The sequence below is a fragment of the Pseudomonas sp. LPB0260 genome, assembly GCF_013388395.1.
Genome location: NZ_CP058247.1, coordinates 4,285,603 through 4,301,835 on the forward strand (window position 1 = coordinate 4,285,603; position 16,233 = coordinate 4,301,835).

The window sequence follows — 16,233 nt, forward strand, 5'->3', positions numbered from 1 at the left end:
CGCGCCGAGCGACCATACGAATGGCGGGGTTTTGCCGGCGCAAACGGCTATAATTCGCGCCTCCCGACTTCAATCAGGCGCAGAAACCGCGATGACCCAGGATCAACTGAAACAGGCAGTCGCCCAGGCCGCCGTCGACTTCATCCTCCCCAAGCTCGACGCCAAGAGCGTCGTCGGGGTCGGCACCGGCTCCACCGCCAACTGCTTCATCGACGCCCTGGCCAAGCACCGGATGGAGTTCGATGGCGCCGTGGCCAGCTCGGAAGCCACCGCCGCGCGCCTCAAGGGCCACGGCATCCCGGTGTACGAGCTGAACGCGGTCAGCGACCTGGAGTTCTACGTCGACGGCGCAGACGAGAGCGACGAGCACCTCAACCTGATCAAGGGCGGCGGCGCCGCGCTGACCCGCGAGAAGATCGTCGCGGCGGTGGCCAAGACCTTCATCTGCATCGCCGACGCCAGCAAGCTGGTACCGGTGCTCGGCGCCTTCCCACTGCCGGTGGAGGTGATCCCCATGGCGCGCAGCCACGTCGCCCGCCAACTGGTCAAGCTGGGTGGCGACCCGGTGTACCGCGAAGGGGTGGTGACCGACAACGGCAACCAGATCCTCGACGTGCACAACCTGTCGATCGTCAACCCGAGCGAGCTGGAAGCGCAGATCAACAACATCGTCGGCGTGGTCACCAATGGCCTGTTCGCCGCGCGCCCGGCCGACCTGCTGTTGCTGGGCACTGCCGAAGGGGTCAAGCGCCTCACCCGCTGAACGCTGTCGCCGAGCGCTGACTGAGCGGCGGGCTAGGTTTTCGCCCCACGCTTGAACACGTACAGCAGGTTCGGCTCGCCGACTATGTAGATATTGCCGTCCGCGTCCATGGTCACGCCTTCGGCCTGCTCGATACCCTCGAGCAAGCCGTTGCGCCCGCCGGTCAGGCTGATGAAGCTGACCGGCTCGCCGCCCTCATCCAGCTCCAGCAACAACCGCGATTCGTCGGAGAGCACCAGGGAGTGGCCGGTGCGCGCGTCGTGGGTCAGGGAGGAAATGTCGCGCACGAAGAGGTTGCCCATCGGCAGGGGCTGCAGGGTGCCGGACACGCCGTCCTCGCCGGGAAACGGCAAGCTGAACAGGCCCAGCGGACCGCGCTCCTTGCCGAGCAGCACGCGCTGCTGGCGCGCGTCCCAGGCGATACCCTCGAAGCCCTTGTTGCCGGCGTCGGCGAAACCCAGGTCGAAGGCCGGGTAATCGCGCGCATCGATGCTCTGCGCATCATCGGCCAGATGGAAGCTGGTCAGGGTGCGGCGGCGCTCGTCGATGATCGCCAGGCGCCCGTCCGCCACCAGCTCCACGCCCTCCGGATCGGCGAAGCCCTCGAGACGGATGCGCCGCAACACCTCGCCATCCAGCGACAGCTCGACCAGCTGCGGATGCTTGCCGGTGACGGTGAACAGGGTGTCGCGGCCCGGGTGATAGGTCAGCCCGGAGGTCTCGTCGTCCTCCAGGCCGGCCAGCGGCTTGCCGCGCAGGACCGCCCGGTAGTCGGGCAACCAGATGCTCGCCTGGCGCTCGACCAGGCTGAAGCCCTGCTCCTTGATCCAGAAATAGCCGCGTTTGTGCCATTGCAGGTAGTCGAGCGCCAGCGCCAGCAGCAGGAGCAGCGACAACAGCGCCAGCCGACGCGGGCGCAGCAGGGGGGACGGCAATACAGGCATCGGGCACTGCTCGGGAAAAGAACTCCCGTCAGACTAACGTCCCGGCATTAAGGTTCGATTGCCGCGACGAAAGGCGCCCGGGGGCGCCCCGATAGGGCCAGGCGCCTTACAGCGCGCGACTGTTGAAGCGCGAGTGGCCGACCAGTTCCAGCACCAGTTCGTCACCCTTGTGCAAGGGACCGACACCGACCGGCGTGCCGGTGAGGATGACATCCCCCGGCTGCAGGCTGAAGTGACCGCAGATGTGCTGGATCAGCGGCAGAATGGGGTTGAGCATGTCGCGGCTGTTGCCGTCCTGGCGGACCTCGCCATTGATGCTCAGACGGATGCCGATGTCCTCCAGCGCCTCGATGGCATCACCCGGCACGAACGGCGCCAGCACGCAGGCGCCATCGAAGGACTTGGCGATTTCCCAGGGATAGCCCTTTTCCTTCAGCTGGGCCTGCACTTCGCGCAGGGTCAGGTCCAGGCCCGGGGCAAAACCGGAAATCGCGTCGCGCACCTCTTCCGCATCGGGGCAACGCGACAGCGGCTTGCCGATCAGTACGGCGATCTCCGCCTCGTAATGCACCGCGCCACGGTCCTCGGGAATGCTGAAGCCGTCATCCAGCGGCACCACGCAGCTGCCGGGTTTGATGAACAACAGCGGCTCGGTCGGCACCGGGTTGTTCAGTTCCCGCGCATGCTCGGCGTAGTTGCGGCCGATGCACACCACCTTGCCCATGGGAAAGTGGATATGGGTGCCGTCGACATACTGGTGCTGGTAGCTCATGGGGACTCCTTGCGGCTAATGGTGGAAAACGCTGCGCGGTTTTCCACCCTACAAAGCTGGGTCTGTTCAATGCTCGATCACCCATGCTGGCCTGGCCGACATGGGCTGTCACTGCTACCAAAGGCGCAGGCGCGCCGGTCAGAGCGGGAAGATCTTGCCCGGGTTCATGATGCCGTTCGGGTCGAACACCGCCTTGATCGCCTTCATGTAGCCGATCTCCGCCGCGGAGCGGCTGTAGCCCAGGTAGTCGCGCTTGGTCATGCCGACGCCGTGTTCGGCACTGATCGAGCCGTTGTACTTCTGCACCACCTCGAACACCCACTTGTTCACCGTCGCGCACTTGGCGAAGAACTCGTCCTTGCTCAGCGCGTCCGGCTTGAGGATGTTCAGGTGCAGGTTGCCGTCGCCGATATGGCCGTACCAGAGCACCTCGAAGTCCGGGTAGTTGCTGTTGACCAGGTTGTCGATGTCGGCGAGGAAGGCCGGCACCTTCGACACGGTGACCGAGATGTCGTTCTTGTACGGAGTGAAGTGCGAGATGGTCTCGGAGATGTATTCGCGCAGCTTCCACAGGTTCTGCAGCTGCTGGTCGCTCTGGCTCATCACCCCGTCGAGCACCCAGCCCTGCTCGACGCAGTGCTCGAAGGTGGCCAGGGCCGCCTCGGCCACCTGCTCGGTGGTCGCCTCGAACTCCAGCAGGGCATAGAAAGGCGTGCGGGTCTCGAAGGGGGCCGGCACGTCGCCGCGGTCGAGGATCTTGTCCAGGCAGCGGTCGGAGAAGAACTCGAAGGCGGTCAGGTCGAGCTTGCCCTGGAAGGCATGCAGCACCGGCATGATCGAGTCGAAGTCGGGGGTGCCGAGGACCATCGCGGTGAGGTTCTGCGGCGCACGGTCCAGGCGCATGGTGGCCTCGACGACGAAACCGAGGGTGCCCTCGGCGCCGATGAACAGCTGGCGCAGGTCGTAGCCGGTGGCGTTCTTGATCAGGTCCTTGTTCAGCTCCAGCAGCTCGCCGGTGCCGGTAACGACCTTCAGGCCGGCCACCCAGTTACGGGTCATGCCGTAGCGAATCACCTTGATACCGCCGGCATTGGTGCCGATATTGCCGCCAATCTGGCTGGAACCTGCGGACGCGAAGTCCACCGGGTAGTACAGCCCCTTGTCTTCGGCGAAGTCCTGCAGCTGCTGGGTGATCACCCCCGGCTGGCAGACCACGGTGCGGTCGAATTCGTTGAACTCGACAATCTGGTTCATGTAGTCGAAGGCCACCACCACCTCGCCGCTGGCCGCCACTGCGGCGGCGGACAGCCCGGTGCGACCGCCGGACGGCACCAGGGCGACCTTGTGCTGGTTGGCCCAGCGCACGATGGCCTGGACCTGCTCGACGCTCTTGGGGAAGACGATGGCAGCGGGATTGGGCGCGAAGTGCTTGGTCCAGTCCTTGCCGTAGGTGGCGAGTGAATCGGCATCGGTGAGCACCTTGCCGGGCTCGACCAGGGTCTTAAGTTCTTCGATCAGGGCAGCTGTGGTCATCAAGTGAACTCTCAAACGATTCATGGTCGCCCTGAGAACCATTCAGGTCGCAACCAAGCATGGAAAAAGGAGATCATGCTAGCATACGCACCCCGCGAATCGCGCCCCCCAGGCCCTTGCGCGGGCGCGATCAGCAACGCCGCTGACGCTTCCCTGACACTATTTGTGGGACAACAGGTACTCCGATGAGCAAGACCTCTCTCGACAAGAGCAAGATCAAGTTCCTTCTCCTCGAAGGCGTCCACCAGAATGCCGTGGACACCTTGAAGGCCGCCGGCTACACCAACATCGAGTACCTCAAGGGCGCCCTGTCAGGCGACGAGCTGAAAGAGAAGATCGCCGAAGCCCACTTCATCGGCATCCGCTCGCGCACCCAGCTGACCGCCGAAGTGTTCGACTGCGCCAAGAAGCTGGTGGCCGTCGGCTGCTTCTGCATCGGCACCAACCAGGTCGACCTGGACGCCGCCCGCGAGCGCGGCATCGCGGTGTTCAACGCCCCCTACTCGAACACCCGCTCGGTGGCCGAACTGGTCCTGGCGCAGGCCATCCTGCTGCTGCGCGGCATCCCCGAGAAGAACGCCTCCTGCCACCGCGGCGGCTGGATCAAGAGCGCGGCCAACTCCTTCGAGATCCGCGGCAAGAAGCTCGGCATCATCGGCTACGGTTCGATCGGCACCCAGCTCTCGGTGCTGGCCGAGGCCATGGGCATGCAGGTGTTCTTCTACGACGTGGTGACCAAGCTGCCACTGGGCAACGCCACGCAGATCGGCAACCTCTACGAACTGCTGGGCATGTGCGACATCGTCTCGCTGCACGTGCCGGAACTGGCCTCCACCCAGTGGATGATCGGCGAGAAGGAAATCCGCGCCATGAAGAAGGGCGGCATCCTGATCAACGCCGCCCGTGGCACCGTGGTCGAGCTGGACAAGCTGGCCGAGGCGATCAAGGACGAGCACCTGATCGGCGCGGCCATCGACGTCTTCCCGGTCGAGCCCAAGTCCAACGACGAGGAGTTCGAGAGCCCGCTGCGCGGCCTGGACCGGGTGATCCTGACCCCGCACATCGGCGGCTCCACCGCCGAGGCACAGGCCAACATCGGCCTGGAAGTGGCGGAGAAGCTGGTCAAGTACAGCGACAACGGCACCTCGGTGTCCTCGGTCAACTTCCCCGAGGTGGCCCTGCCGTCGCACCCGGGCAAGCACCGCCTGCTGCACATCCACGCCAACGTGCCGGGCGTCATGAGCGAGATCAACAAGGTGTTCGCCGACAACGGCATCAACATCTCCGGTCAGTTCCTGCAGACCAATGACAAGGTCGGCTACGTGGTGATCGACGTCGACGCCGAGTACTCCGACCTGGCCCTGGAAAAGCTCCAGCACGTGCACGGCACCATCCGCAGCCGCGTGCTGTTCTAGCCCGCCGGGCAACGAAGAAGGGAGGCCATAGGCCTCCCTTTTTTCATTCCGCCGCGAATCCCGCCTCAACGCTTTCCAGCGCGCGCAGCGCCGCCTCGGCTTCGGCCAGCTCCTCCTCGCTGAACACCTGCACCCCGGCCCGGCGCAACAGCGCCGCCGTGACCCCTTCGCCGGCGACCTTGCGGCCGCTGAAGCTGCCGTCGTAGTTCTCGCGGTTGCCGCAGGACGGGCTGCGTGCCTTGAGCACCGCCAGGCGGATCTGCTGGCGCTCGACCAGTGCCAGCGCCTGCTGCGCGCCGGCGAGGAAGGCGGCACTGAAGTCCTCGCCGTCCACACTGCGCACCGGCAGCAGGCCGTCGAGCACCTGGGCGCCCTGGCCACCGGGGATTTCCGCCGGCGGCCGCGGCGTCGGCAAGCCACCGGCCACCTCGGGGCACAGGCCCACCACGCGCCCCTCGGCCTGCCAGCGCTCGAGCAGCCCGATGGGGCCGTGGGCGCCGCCGTCGTAGCGCACCGGATGGCCGAGCAGGCAACGGCTGACCAGAACCTTCTGCATATTCTCTCCTCTGCCGCGCCTCGGCGCAGCGCTCATGGCTGCAATGGGTCGGCGCCGCGACGGCGGAACCAGCCGGTCAGCGACAGCCGCTCGCGGGTGGTCGGCAGCACCTCATGGAGCATCTCCGCCGATAGAAATGCCACCAGGCTGCCGGCCTGGGGGGCGATATCGCGCGTCGAGCCGTCGGCCAGATACAGGCGCAAGGCGCCGCCATGCTCGGGCTGCCAGTCCGGGTTGAGGTAGAGCACCACCGACACCGCACGGCGGTCGTCGTCGCGAAAGCGGTCCAGGTGCTTCTGGTAGAAGGCGCCCGGCGGGTACAGCGCGAAGTGGCTCTCGTAGTCCTCGAGGCCGAGGAAGAGCCCGCGGTTGAGCGTCAGGCGCAACTCGTCGAGCAGCGCCAGGTAGCGATCGCAGGCCGCCGACTGGCCGGGGTCCAGCCACTCGATGCGGTCGCCGCGAATGCCTTCGCGGACCTCCTGGGCCTTGCCGACGCCGGCGGGGGTCAAGGCGCCCCGGGCCGCGCGCCTGCGGCACTCTTCGGCCAACTCGAGGGTCAGAGCATTAGGCGCGAACAGCGGCTGCAACGACCAGCCCTGTTCGGCTAGGTCGTCGACGATGTTCGATAGGGGCAGGTCTTGGGCGTCGGTCGGCATGCCGGCGATTCTACAGCGTGGCAAGGCCGCGCGCCTCGACAAGCTTCGACTGGCCATTGAAAATAGCCGCCCGCTACACAGGAGTCTGTATGCGCGCCCTTTGCGTTGTCTTGTTGTTGATCTTCAGCCTGCCCAGCCTGGCCGACGTGCACCTGCAGCTGTACCAGGCCGCCGGCTGGCCGCAGCAGCGCGCGCACTTCAACGACGCCCTGCGCGCCGCCCAGGAACGCTACCGCCGCAGCCTGCCGCCGGCGGTCTACCAGGCCCTGGTGGAGAACAGCAACCGTCGCTTCGACCCGCGGGCCATTGACCAGCGCGCGCAATACAGCCTGCGCCAGCAGCTGACCGATCCGGCGCCGGCCCTGCAGTTCTTCCAGTCGCCGCTGGGTCGCAAGATAGTCGCCGCCGAACTGCTCGCCACCAGCCGCGAGCAGCTGGCGCTGCACGTCGACGGCCTGCCGCGCAGCGAGGCCAGCGCCACCCGGCGCCTGCTGATCCGCCACCTGGCCCAGGCCCTGCCGGCCGAAGAGGCGGGCGCCGAGATCAGCCTGGCCCTGGCCGGCGTCGCCGCCGACAGCCTCAGCCAGATGCTGCCCGGCCTGCTCGGCGGCGGTGCGGCCCAGACCCTGCTCGATACCCAGCGTCAGCACCTGATCGAGCAGATTGGTGCCGACCTCGACAACACCCTGCTGCACGTCTACCGCGAGCTGTCCGATCCGGAGCTGGAGGAGTTCGTCAGTTTCGCCCAGTCTCCTGCGGGCCAGGCCTACTACCGCGCCGCCCTGACGGCGATCCGCTCCGGCCTGGCCGTGGGCCAGAGCAGCGCCGAGCTGGAGCCGGCGCCCCAGGGCATCTGAGCCTCAGGCCAGGCGCTCGCGGAGAAAGTCGAAATAGCGCTGGCGCAGCGCCGGCACCTCATTGGCCAGGTGATGGCGCGCCTCGGGCAGGCGCAGAATCTGCGGCGTGGCGAACTTGTCCTGCAGCACCTCGAGGTTGTGCTGCCAGTCCACCGTCATGTCCGCCTCGCCCTGGATGATCAGCGGGCTGTGGGCGCTGCGCGGCGCCGCCTCGATGCGCGGCACCCAGTCGCGCAGGGCGGCGAACCAGGCCGTCGGCAGGTTGCGCGGCTGCAGGGGGTCACGGTTCTGCACGAAGTCGATGAACGCGGGATCGCTGGAGTTCTCGCTGAAGCGCCGGGGTATCGCCTTGACGAAGGGGCTGAGCAGGCGATAGCTGAGCTGCGACCAGGTCCAGGCCCGCGGCCGCACCAGCGGCGCCAGGAGGATGCTCTGGCCGATCTCCGGCCGTGGCGCGCCGTTGAGCAGGTAGTCCAGCAGGATCGCGCCACCGGTGCTCTGCCCGCACAGGTGCCAGGGCTGCGGCAGGTCCAGCAGCGCCGCCTCCTCGAGCAAGCCGTGCAACACCTGCTGGTACTCGGCGAAGTCATCGATGCTGGCCCGGGCGCCGCTGGACAGGCCGTGCCCCGGCAGGTCGCAGGCGAGCACCGCGAAGTTCATCTGCAGCGCCCAGTCGACCACGTGACGGTACAGCCCCATATGGTCGTAGTAGCCGTGCACCAGCAGCAGGGTCGCCTGCGGCTCGGGGGGCGCCCAGAGGTGCGCAGCGATCTGGTAGCCGGCGACGGAGAAGCCGCCCAGACGACAGTCCAGACGCGCGTGGCGCTGCGCCAGATCGATGCCATAGAAGCTCCGATAGGCCTGCACCGCCGGCAACTCCAGCGTCGCCGCGGCCAGGGGGCGCAGCAAGGGACGCAGGTGCTCGGGATCGAAACGCTCTGGCATAAGGCTTTCCGTGGACTGGGTGGGACATTGCGCAGGGCGCCATTGTGCCGCAGGCGCGCTCAGATGTTCAGCTGCAACGCGCGACATGGCAAGCTAGGCGCCCCTTCCGCGACCGCCATGCCATGTCCCGCCCCAGCCGCAAGACCCTGCTCGCCTGCCTGCTCACGCTGCTGCTGGTCGCCGCCCTGGCGCTGGCCCTTCGCTGGTTCGAGGAACGCTACCTGCGCCCCTTCGACGAGCGCGCGGCGCTGTTCTCCGGCGCCGAACTGCGCCTGCCGGACAGCCTGGCCGGCCCCGGGCCGATTCGCCTGGTGCACTTCTGGGACCCCGCCTGCCCCTGCAATGTCGGCAATCAGCAGCACCTGAGCGAACTGATCGCCGAGTTCGCCCCGCGCGGCGTGGCCTTCTACGCGGTGCAGAAGCCCGGCAGCCAGGGCCGCCTGACGGCCGGCCCGGGCGACCTGCAGGCACTGACGACCCTGCCCGGCGCCGCAGGGATACCCGCCAGCCCGGCCGTGGCCATCTGGGACACCCACGGCCAGCTGGCCTATTTCGGCCCCTACAGCGAAGGCCTCACCTGCAACTCGAGCAACAGCTTCATCGAACCGATCCTCGAAGCCCTGGCGGCAGGCCGGACGGTCGACGCCAGCAACACCCTGGCGCTGGGTTGCTTCTGCGACTGGGCGGAAACCGCCGCGCCGTGATCGCGGCAGAACAGCCGCCACCCGCCTAAAATCCACAGCACAAAAAAGGGGCCACCTGAGTGACCCCTTTTCAATGCGCCCAACCCGGCTCGATCAGACCACCGCAGGCTGCTGCGACGGGTCGCGGCGGCTGTCCGGACCGCGCTGCTGGCTGGCGCCGGTGGTTTCGTCCATGGCCTGCTGGATGGCGCGCTTGCGCCGCTCCTCGGCCCGGCGGGTGAGGAACCAGACCAGGAAGGTGACCAGCGACACCGCCAGCAGGATCAGGCTGGCCACGGCGTTGATCTCCGGCTTCACGCCCAGGCGCACGGCGGAGAAGATCTCCATCGGCAGGGTGGTGGAGCCGGGACCGGAGACGAAGCTGGCCAGCACCAGGTCGTCCAGCGACAGGGCGAAGGACATCATGCCGCCGGCCGCCAGGGACGGCGCGATCATCGGGATGGTGATCAGGAAGAACACCTTCCACGGCCGCGCCCCCAGGTCCATGGCCGCCTCCTCGATGGACAGGTCCAGCTCGCGCAGGCGCGAGGACACCACCACCGAGACGTAGGCGGTGCAGAAGGTGGTGTGGGCGATCCAGATGGTCAGCAGGCCGCGCTCGGCCGGCCAGCCGATCAGCTGGGCCATGGCCACGAACAGCAGCAGCAGCGACAGACCGGTGATCACCTCGGGCATCACCAGCGGCGCGGTGACCAGGCCACCGAACATGGTGCGCCCCTTGAAGCGGGTCACCCGGGTCAGCACGAAGGCCGCCAGGGTGCCCAGCGCCACCGCGGCGATCGCCGTGTACAGGGCGATCTCCAGGGAACGCAGCACCGCGCTCATCAGCTGGGTGTTGTCGAGCAGGCCGACGTACCACTTCACCGACCAGCCGCCCCACACCGTGACCAGGCGCGAACCGTTGAACGAGTAGATCACCAGAATGACCATCGGCAGGTAGATGAACACCAGCCCGGCCCACAGCATCAGGGTGGAGAAACTTACGCGCTTCATGCCCTGCCCTCCATTTCCTTCGCCTGGTTACGGTTGAACAGGATGATCGGGATGATCAGGATCAGCAGCATCACCACCGCCAGGGCGGAGGCCACCGGCCAGTCGCGGTTGTTGAAGAACTCCTGCCACAGCACCTTGCCGATCATCAGGGTCTCCGGGCCGCCGAGCAGCTCGGGGATGACGAACTCGCCGACCACCGGGATGAACACCAGCATGCAGCCGGCGATGATGCCGTTCTTCGACAGCGGCACGGTGATCTTCCAGAAGCTGTTGAAGTTGCTCGAACCCAGGTCGGCCGCCGCTTCCAGCAGGCTCTGGTCGTGCTTGACCAGGTTGGCGTAGAGCGGCAGGACCATGAACGGCAGGTAGGAGTAGACGATGCCGATGTACACCGCGACGTTGGTGTTGAGGATGCGCAGCGGCTCGTCGACCAGGCCCAGGCTCAGCAGCAGGCTGTTGAGCAGGCCGTTGCTGCTGAGGATGCCCATCCAGGCGTAGACGCGGATCAGGATCGCCGTCCAGGTCGGCATCATGATCAGCAGCAGGAACACCGTCTGCATCTCCCTCGGCGCGCGGGCGATGGCATAGGCCATCGGGTAGCCGATCAGCAGGCACAGCAGGGTGCTGATCAGGGCGATCTTCAGCGAGCCTAGGTAGGCCGACACGTACAGGTCGTCCTCGCTGAGAAAGATGTAGTTGCCCAGGTTGATCACCAGCGACAGCTGGTTGTCGGCCCAGGTGTAGATATCGGTATAGGGCGGGATGGCCAGTTCGGCTTCGGCAAAGCTGATCTTCAGCACGATGATGAAGGGCAGCAGGAAGAACATGAACAGCCAGACGAACGGCACACCGATGACGAAGTGGCGGCCCTTGGGCAGCCGGCGGCTAATGCTTCGGGAAATGTTCATGAGCGCAGCGCCACCCCGCTGTCGTCCTCCCACCAGACGAAGACCTCGTCGTCCCAGGTCGGCCGCGCATTACGCCGTTCGGCGTTGGCGACGAAGGACTGGACGATCTTGCCGCTCGGCAGCTCGACGTGGAACACCGAATGACCGCCCAGGTAGGCGATGTCGTGCACCTTGCCGCGCGACCAGTTGTGCTCGCCGCTCGGCTGCTCGGTGGTGACCAGCAGCTTCTCCGGGCGGATCGCGTAGGTGATGCTCTTGTCCTGCACCGAGGTGCTGACGCCGTGGCCGACGAAGATGTTGCGCTCCAGGTCCGGGCTGTCGATCAGCGCGTGGCCTTCCATGTCCTCGACCACCTGGCCGTCGAACAGGTTGACGTTGCCAATGAACTCGCAGACCAGGCGACTGGTCGGGGTCTCATAGATGTCCACCGGGCTGCCGATCTGGGCGATCCAGCCCAGGTGCATGATGGCGATGCGCTGGGCCATGGTCATGGCCTCTTCCTGGTCGTGGGTGACCATCACGCAGGTCACGCCGACCCGCTCGATGATCTCCACCAGCTCCAGCTGCATCTGCGAGCGCAGCTTCTTGTCCAGCGCGCCCATGGGTTCGTCGAGCAGCAGCAGCTTGGGCCGCTTGGCCAGGGAACGGGCCAGGGCCACGCGCTGGCGCTGGCCGCCGGAGAGCTGGTGCGGCTTGCGCTTGGCGTACTGGGTCATCTGCACCAGCTTGAGCATTTCCTCGACCCGGGCGTCGATCTCGGCCTTGGGAATGCGGTCCTGCTTGAGGCCGAAGGCGATGTTCTCGGCCACGCTCATGTGCGGAAACAGGGCGTAGGACTGGAACATCATGTTGATCGGCCGCTCGTAGGGCGGCATGTCGGTGATGTCCTCGCCATCGAGGAAGATGCGCCCGTCGGTGGGCCGCTCGAAGCCGGCGAGCATGCGCAGCAGGGTCGACTTGCCCGAACCGGAGCCGCCGAGCAGGGCGAAGATCTCGCCCTTGTGGATGGTCAGCGAGACGTCGTCGACGGCGACCGTCTCGTCGAACTTCTTGGTGACCCGCTCGATCTTGACCAGCACCTCTTTGGGCTCTTGATCGCCCTCGAGGATCTTCTTGTAGGCACTCGAAGCAACTGCCATTACCAAAACTCCCGGAAAATAGCGCCCAACCCCTGCGGCCGGACGAGCGAATTTACTGGCCTGACTTGACCCTGTTCCAGCTGCGGGTCATCAGCCTTTGCACCTTGCTCGGCAACTCCGCCGAGATAAACAACCTGTCCAAAACCGCTTGCGGCGGGTACACCCGCTCGTCGTCACGCACCGCTGGATCCATCAGCTCGGAGGCCTTGGGATTGGGGTTGGCGTAGCCGACGTAGTCGCTGACCCCGGCGATCACCGCCGGCTCCAGCAGGAAATTGATAAAGGCGTGGGCCTCCCTGACGTTGCCGGCGTCGGCGGGGATGGCCAGCATGTCGAACCACAGGTTCGCCCCCTCCTGGGGGATCGCGTAGCGGATCTCCACGCCCTGGCCGGCCTCTTCGGCACGGGCGGCCGCCTGCAGCATGTCGCCGGAGTAGCCGGCGGCCACGCAGATGTTGCCGTTGGCCAGGTCGCCGATGTACTTGGAGGAGTGGAAATAGGTGACGTAGGGGCGCACCTCGAGCAGCTTGGCCTCGGCCTTGGCGTAGTCCTCGGCACGGCTGCTGTTGGGGTCCAGCCCCAGGTAGTTGAGCACCGCCGGGATCATCTCGTCGGCCGAGTCGAGGAAGCTCACCCCGCAACTGGCCAGCTTCCGCATGTTCTGCGGCTCGAACAGCACCGCCCAGGAGTCGATGCGCTCGACGCCGAGGGCCGCCTTGACCTTCTCGGCGTTGTAGCCGATGCCGTTGGTGCCCCACAGGTAGGGCACGGCGTACTGGTTGCCCGGATCGTTCTTCTGCAGCTGTTTGAGCAGCGCAGGATCGAGGTTGTCCCAGTTGGGCAGCAGACTGCGGTCGAGCTTCTGGAAGGCGCCGGCCTTGATCTGCTTGCCGAGGAAATGGTTGGAAGGCACCACCAGGTCATAGCCGGAACGGCCGGCCAGCAGCTTGCCTTCGAGGGTTTCGTTGGAGTCGAAGACGTCGTAGACCGGCTTGATCCCGCTGGCCCGCTCGAAGTCGGCGAGCGTGGTTTCGCCGATGTAGTCGCTCCAGTTGTAGATGTGCAGGGTCCCGGCCGCCTGAGCCAGGCTCGCCGCGACGAGGCCCAGGGCGCTGACGAGCAGAGCCTTGGCGAAGCAGATGCGCATGCGTGTGTCCTCTTTCTTCATCGGCCCGCCCGCGAAAAGGCCGGCACTTTATCGGAAAAGACCGTTGCTGTTGAGCCACCTAACGCTAGGCGATGGCGATGACCCGGCGACGCCAGGCAACAGACAGCCGGGCGCCGTAAAACGCACCGCCGACAGCCCCGGCAAGCAGGCCGGGCAGAAGAGTGGGATCACGCATACAAGCTTCCTTTTTTGTTGTTAGCGCTTCTGGCGGGTCGCCCCGCCAGAAGCCGGTTGGCTTGGTGTCGCTTAGCGGCCGGACTTGACCTTGGTCCAGCTGCGGGTCATGGCACGCTGCACCTTCGGGCTCAGCTCGGTGAAGGTGTAGAGCTTCTTCGAGGCTTCCTCGGTCGGGTAGATGCCCGGGTTGTTGCGGATTTCCTCGGAGACCAGCGGCGTGGCGGCGGCGTTGCCGTTCGGGTAGGCCACGTAGTCGGAGATCGGCGCGATCACTTCCGGGGTGAGGATGTAGTTGAGGAAGGTGTAGGCCGCCTCGGTGTTCTTGGCGTCGGCCGGGATGGCCATCATGTCGAAGAAGGTGGCGGCGCCTTCCTTGGGAATGGCGTAGGCGACCGGTACGTTGTTCTTCGCTTCCTCGGCGCGGGCCTGGGCCTGGAACACGTCGCCGGACCAGCCGACCGCGACGCAGATGTTGCCGTTGGCCAGGTCGGAGATGTACTTGGAGGAGTGGAAGTAGGTGACATGCGGACGCACCTGCAGCAACAGCTCCTCGGCCGCCTTCACGTCCGCCGGGCTCTGGGCGATCGGGTTCTTGCCCAGGTAGTGCAGCGCCGCGGCATAGATCTCTTCAGGCGCATCGAGCATGGCGACGCCGCAGGACTTGAGCTTCTCCATGTTCTCCGGCTTGAACACCGCGCCCCAGGAATCGATCTTGTCCACGCCCAGGGCGGCCTTGACCTTCTCCGGGTTGTAGCCGATGCCGGTGGTGCCCCACAGGTAGGGGAAGGCGTACTGGTTGCCCGGGTCGGCGGCTTCCAGGGCCTTCATCAGGTCGGCGTTGAGGTTCTTCCAGTTCGGCAGCTTGGACTTGTCCAGCGGCTGGAACACCCCGGCCTTGATCTGCTTGGCGAGGAACTGGTTGGACGGCACCACCACGTCGTAGCCCGAACCGCCGGAGAGCAGCTTGGCTTCCAGGGTCTCGTTGCTGTCGAAGACGTCGTAGACCACCTTGATGCCGGTTTCCTTCTGGAAGTTGTCCAGGGTGTCCTCGGCGATGTAGTCCGACCAGTTGTAGACGTGCAGCACTTTGTCCTCGGCCTGAGCGGCACCGGCTACGGCGCCGGCCAGGGACAGCGCGAGAAGGGTTTTGCCGAATTTGTTCATGCGTACAGCTCCTGTTGTCGTAGAAGTATTCCGGTGGGCGGCGCAGCCTCACTGCGACACCTACCGGTGAGCCTGGCCAACGCGCGGACGCAGTCTGGCAAGGTCATGGCACTTTTTACAACTTTCAGGCCTAAGGGTCCGAAAGCGCTTACGTCACTCACTTCAGTTAAGTACTGCCTTGGCCGTCAGGTCGAGGCACAGACGGGCCTTGTCCACCAGCTCGTCGATCTCCGCCTTGCTGATCACCAGCGGCGGCGAAATGATCATGGTGTCGCCCACGGCGCGCATGACCAGGCCGTTGTCGAAGCAGTGACCGCGGCAGATCATGCCCACGCCCACCTCGCCCGGGAAGCGCGCGCGGGTCGCCTTGTCCTGCACCAGCTCGATGGCACCGAGCAGGCCGACGCCGCGCACCTCGCCCACCAGCGGGTGGTCGGCCAGTTCACGCAGGCGTTTCTGCAAATAGGGTGCCGTCTCTTCCCTGACCCGCTCGACGATTTTCTCCTCGCGCAGGATGCGGATGTTCGCCAGGGCCACGGCGGCCCCCACCGGATGCCCGGAGTAGGTGAAGCCGTGGTTGAAATCGCCGCCCTGGTTGAGCACTTCGACGATCTCGTCGCGCACGATCAGGCCGCCCATCGGCACGTAGCCGGAGGTCAGGCCCTTGGCGATGGTCATCATGTCCGGTGCATTGCCGTAGTAGTCACTGCCGAACCACTCGCCGGTGCGGCCGAAGCCACAGATGACCTCGTCGGCGACGAACAGGATGTCGTACTTGGCGAGGATCTCGCGGACCTTCGGCCAGTAGCTGTCCGGCGGCACAATCACCCCGCCGGCGCCCTGGATCGGCTCGGCGATGAAGGCGGCGACGTTGTCTTCGCCGACTTCGAGAATCTTCTTCTCCAGCTGCTCGGCGGCCCAGACGCCGAACTCGTCGGGGCTCATGTCGCCGCCTTCGCCGAACCAGTAGGGCTGCGGGATGTGCACGATGCCGGGAATCGGCAGGTCGCCCTGCTCATGCATGTACTTCATGCCGCCGAGGCTGGCGCCGGCCACGGTGGAGCCGTGGTAACCGTTCTCCCGGGCGATGATCACCTTCTTGTTCGGCCGGCCCTTGATCGCCCAGTAGTGGCGGACCATGCGCAGCATGGTGTCGTTGCCTTCGGAACCGGAACCGGTGAAGAACACATGGTTCATCCCCGCCGGGGCGATCTCGGCGATGGTCTTGGCCAGCTCCAGCACCGGCGGGTGGGCGGTCATGAAGAAGGTGTTGTAGAACGGCAGCTCGCGCATCTGCGCCGCGGCCGCCTCGACCAGCTCTTCGCGACCGTAGCCCAGCGCTACGCACCACAGGCCGGCCATGCCGTCGAGGATCTTGTTGCCCTCGCTGTCCCACAGGTACACGCCTTCGGCCTTGGTGATGATGCGCGGGCCGACCTCCGCCAGCTGCTTGAAGTCGCTGAACGGCGCCAGGTGATGCTCGCGGCTCATGGCCTGCCATTCGCGGGTTTTCGGGTTGCTCACGGGTTTGCTCATACA

General features: G+C 66.0%; 16 protein-coding genes. 4 read left to right on the forward strand and 12 right to left on the reverse strand.

Features of this window, described 5'->3' with window-relative positions; translation table 11 throughout:
• The first annotated feature begins 91 nt into the window (after positions 1-91).
• Positions 92-763, forward strand: a complete 672-nt coding sequence (rpiA, locus tag LPB260_RS19110; RefSeq protein WP_208707378.1) for a ribose-5-phosphate isomerase RpiA — start codon at positions 92-94, stop codon at positions 761-763.
• Between the two features lie 32 nt (positions 764-795).
• Here the strand turns inward: rpiA and LPB260_RS19115 are convergent, their stop codons facing one another.
• From LPB260_RS19115 to LPB260_RS19125, 3 genes are all read right to left on the reverse strand, one after another.
• Positions 796-1,707, reverse strand: coding sequence for an SdiA-regulated domain-containing protein (locus LPB260_RS19115; protein WP_208707379.1), 912 nt, complete (start codon positions 1,705-1,707; stop codon positions 796-798).
• Between the two features lie 106 nt (positions 1,708-1,813).
• On the reverse strand, positions 1,814-2,479 hold the full coding sequence (locus LPB260_RS19120) for a fumarylacetoacetate hydrolase family protein (RefSeq protein WP_208707380.1): 666 nt from the start codon (positions 2,477-2,479) through the stop codon (positions 1,814-1,816).
• A 138-nt stretch (positions 2,480-2,617) separates the two neighbouring features.
• Positions 2,618-4,012, reverse strand: coding sequence for an FAD-binding oxidoreductase (locus LPB260_RS19125; protein WP_208707381.1), 1,395 nt, complete (start codon positions 4,010-4,012; stop codon positions 2,618-2,620).
• Positions 4,013-4,197: 185 nt separating this feature from the next.
• On the opposite strand from LPB260_RS19125, the gene serA reads away from it, so the two are divergent.
• Complete coding sequence (gene serA / locus LPB260_RS19130; RefSeq protein WP_208707382.1) at positions 4,198-5,427, forward strand: phosphoglycerate dehydrogenase; 1,230 nt, start codon at positions 4,198-4,200, stop codon at positions 5,425-5,427.
• Between the two features lie 43 nt (positions 5,428-5,470).
• On the opposite strand, the gene LPB260_RS19135 is transcribed toward serA, so the two are convergent.
• Positions 5,471-5,983: a DUF523 domain-containing protein gene (locus LPB260_RS19135; protein ID WP_208707383.1), complete on the reverse strand. Its 513-nt coding sequence runs from the start codon at positions 5,981-5,983 to the stop codon at positions 5,471-5,473.
• A gap of 32 nt (positions 5,984-6,015) precedes the next feature.
• The gene (locus LPB260_RS19140) at positions 6,016-6,639 is read right to left on the reverse strand and encodes a 2OG-Fe(II) oxygenase (protein ID WP_256625646.1); all 624 of its coding nucleotides are present in this window, start codon (positions 6,637-6,639) and stop codon (positions 6,016-6,018) included.
• A gap of 89 nt (positions 6,640-6,728) precedes the next feature.
• Here LPB260_RS19140 and LPB260_RS19145 point away from each other — a divergent pair, with 89 nt between their 5' ends.
• The gene (locus LPB260_RS19145) at positions 6,729-7,496 is read left to right on the forward strand and encodes a DUF2059 domain-containing protein (RefSeq protein ID WP_208707385.1); all 768 of its coding nucleotides are present in this window, start codon (positions 6,729-6,731) and stop codon (positions 7,494-7,496) included.
• A 3-nt stretch (positions 7,497-7,499) separates the two neighbouring features.
• On the opposite strand, the gene LPB260_RS19150 is transcribed toward LPB260_RS19145, so the two are convergent.
• Complete coding sequence (locus LPB260_RS19150) at positions 7,500-8,441, reverse strand: alpha/beta hydrolase (RefSeq protein ID WP_208707386.1); 942 nt, start codon at positions 8,439-8,441, stop codon at positions 7,500-7,502.
• 122 nt (positions 8,442-8,563) lie between these two features.
• Between LPB260_RS19150 and LPB260_RS19155 the strand changes: the two genes are divergently transcribed.
• The gene (locus LPB260_RS19155; RefSeq protein ID WP_208707387.1) at positions 8,564-9,145 is read left to right on the forward strand and encodes a DUF6436 domain-containing protein; all 582 of its coding nucleotides are present in this window, start codon (positions 8,564-8,566) and stop codon (positions 9,143-9,145) included.
• A 93-nt stretch (positions 9,146-9,238) separates the two neighbouring features.
• On the opposite strand, the gene LPB260_RS19160 is transcribed toward LPB260_RS19155, so the two are convergent.
• The 6 genes from LPB260_RS19160 to LPB260_RS19185 form a co-directional block, all read right to left on the reverse strand.
• Positions 9,239-10,138: an ABC transporter permease subunit gene (locus LPB260_RS19160; RefSeq protein ID WP_208707388.1), complete on the reverse strand. Its 900-nt coding sequence runs from the start codon at positions 10,136-10,138 to the stop codon at positions 9,239-9,241.
• Positions 10,135-11,016: an ABC transporter permease subunit gene (locus LPB260_RS19165; protein WP_208710041.1), complete on the reverse strand. Its 882-nt coding sequence runs from the start codon at positions 11,014-11,016 to the stop codon at positions 10,135-10,137. The genes LPB260_RS19160 and LPB260_RS19165 overlap by 4 nt, the downstream gene beginning before the upstream one ends.
• A 26-nt stretch (positions 11,017-11,042) precedes the next feature.
• Positions 11,043-12,185: a polyamine ABC transporter ATP-binding protein gene (gene potA / locus LPB260_RS19170; protein ID WP_208707389.1), complete on the reverse strand. Its 1,143-nt coding sequence runs from the start codon at positions 12,183-12,185 to the stop codon at positions 11,043-11,045.
• 52 nt (positions 12,186-12,237) lie between these two features.
• Positions 12,238-13,332 carry a polyamine ABC transporter substrate-binding protein gene (locus LPB260_RS19175; protein ID WP_208707390.1) on the reverse strand — a complete coding sequence of 365 codons (1,095 nt, stop codon included), beginning with the start codon at positions 13,330-13,332 and terminating at the stop codon, positions 12,238-12,240.
• Positions 13,333-13,599: 267 nt separating this feature from the next.
• Positions 13,600-14,694, reverse strand: a complete 1,095-nt coding sequence (locus LPB260_RS19180; protein WP_208707391.1) for a polyamine ABC transporter substrate-binding protein — start codon at positions 14,692-14,694, stop codon at positions 13,600-13,602.
• 162 nt (positions 14,695-14,856) lie between these two features.
• The gene (locus tag LPB260_RS19185) at positions 14,857-16,230 is read right to left on the reverse strand and encodes an aspartate aminotransferase family protein (protein ID WP_208707392.1); all 1,374 of its coding nucleotides are present in this window, start codon (positions 16,228-16,230) and stop codon (positions 14,857-14,859) included.
• Positions 16,231-16,233: the final 3 nt, after the last annotated feature.

Bases quoted from the DNA above. Each gene is read 5' to 3' on its own strand.
- rpiA (WP_208707378.1), top strand. From the start codon at position 92: ATGACCCAGGATCAACTGAAACAGGCAGTCGCCCAGGCCGCCGTCGAC.
- LPB260_RS19115 (WP_208707379.1), bottom strand. From the start codon at position 1,707: ATGCCTGTATTGCCGTCCCCCCTGCTGCGCCCGCGTCGGCTGGCGCTG.
- LPB260_RS19120 (WP_208707380.1), bottom strand. From the start codon at position 2,479: ATGAGCTACCAGCACCAGTATGTCGACGGCACCCATATCCACTTTCCC.
- LPB260_RS19125 (WP_208707381.1), bottom strand. From the start codon at position 4,012: ATGACCACAGCTGCCCTGATCGAAGAACTTAAGACCCTGGTCGAGCCC.
- serA (WP_208707382.1), top strand. From the start codon at position 4,198: ATGAGCAAGACCTCTCTCGACAAGAGCAAGATCAAGTTCCTTCTCCTC.
- LPB260_RS19135 (WP_208707383.1), bottom strand. From the start codon at position 5,983: ATGCAGAAGGTTCTGGTCAGCCGTTGCCTGCTCGGCCATCCGGTGCGC.
- LPB260_RS19140 (WP_256625646.1), bottom strand. From the start codon at position 6,639: ATGCCGACCGACGCCCAAGACCTGCCCCTATCGAACATCGTCGACGAC.
- LPB260_RS19145 (WP_208707385.1), top strand. From the start codon at position 6,729: ATGCGCGCCCTTTGCGTTGTCTTGTTGTTGATCTTCAGCCTGCCCAGC.
- LPB260_RS19150 (WP_208707386.1), bottom strand. From the start codon at position 8,441: ATGCCAGAGCGTTTCGATCCCGAGCACCTGCGTCCCTTGCTGCGCCCC.
- LPB260_RS19155 (WP_208707387.1), top strand. From the start codon at position 8,564: ATGTCCCGCCCCAGCCGCAAGACCCTGCTCGCCTGCCTGCTCACGCTG.
- LPB260_RS19160 (WP_208707388.1), bottom strand. From the start codon at position 10,138: ATGAAGCGCGTAAGTTTCTCCACCCTGATGCTGTGGGCCGGGCTGGTG.
- potA (WP_208707389.1), bottom strand. From the start codon at position 12,185: ATGGCAGTTGCTTCGAGTGCCTACAAGAAGATCCTCGAGGGCGATCAA.
- LPB260_RS19175 (WP_208707390.1), bottom strand. From the start codon at position 13,332: ATGCGCATCTGCTTCGCCAAGGCTCTGCTCGTCAGCGCCCTGGGCCTC.
- LPB260_RS19180 (WP_208707391.1), bottom strand. From the start codon at position 14,694: ATGAACAAATTCGGCAAAACCCTTCTCGCGCTGTCCCTGGCCGGCGCC.
- LPB260_RS19185 (WP_208707392.1), bottom strand. From the start codon at position 16,230: ATGAGCAAACCCGTGAGCAACCCGAAAACCCGCGAATGGCAGGCCATG.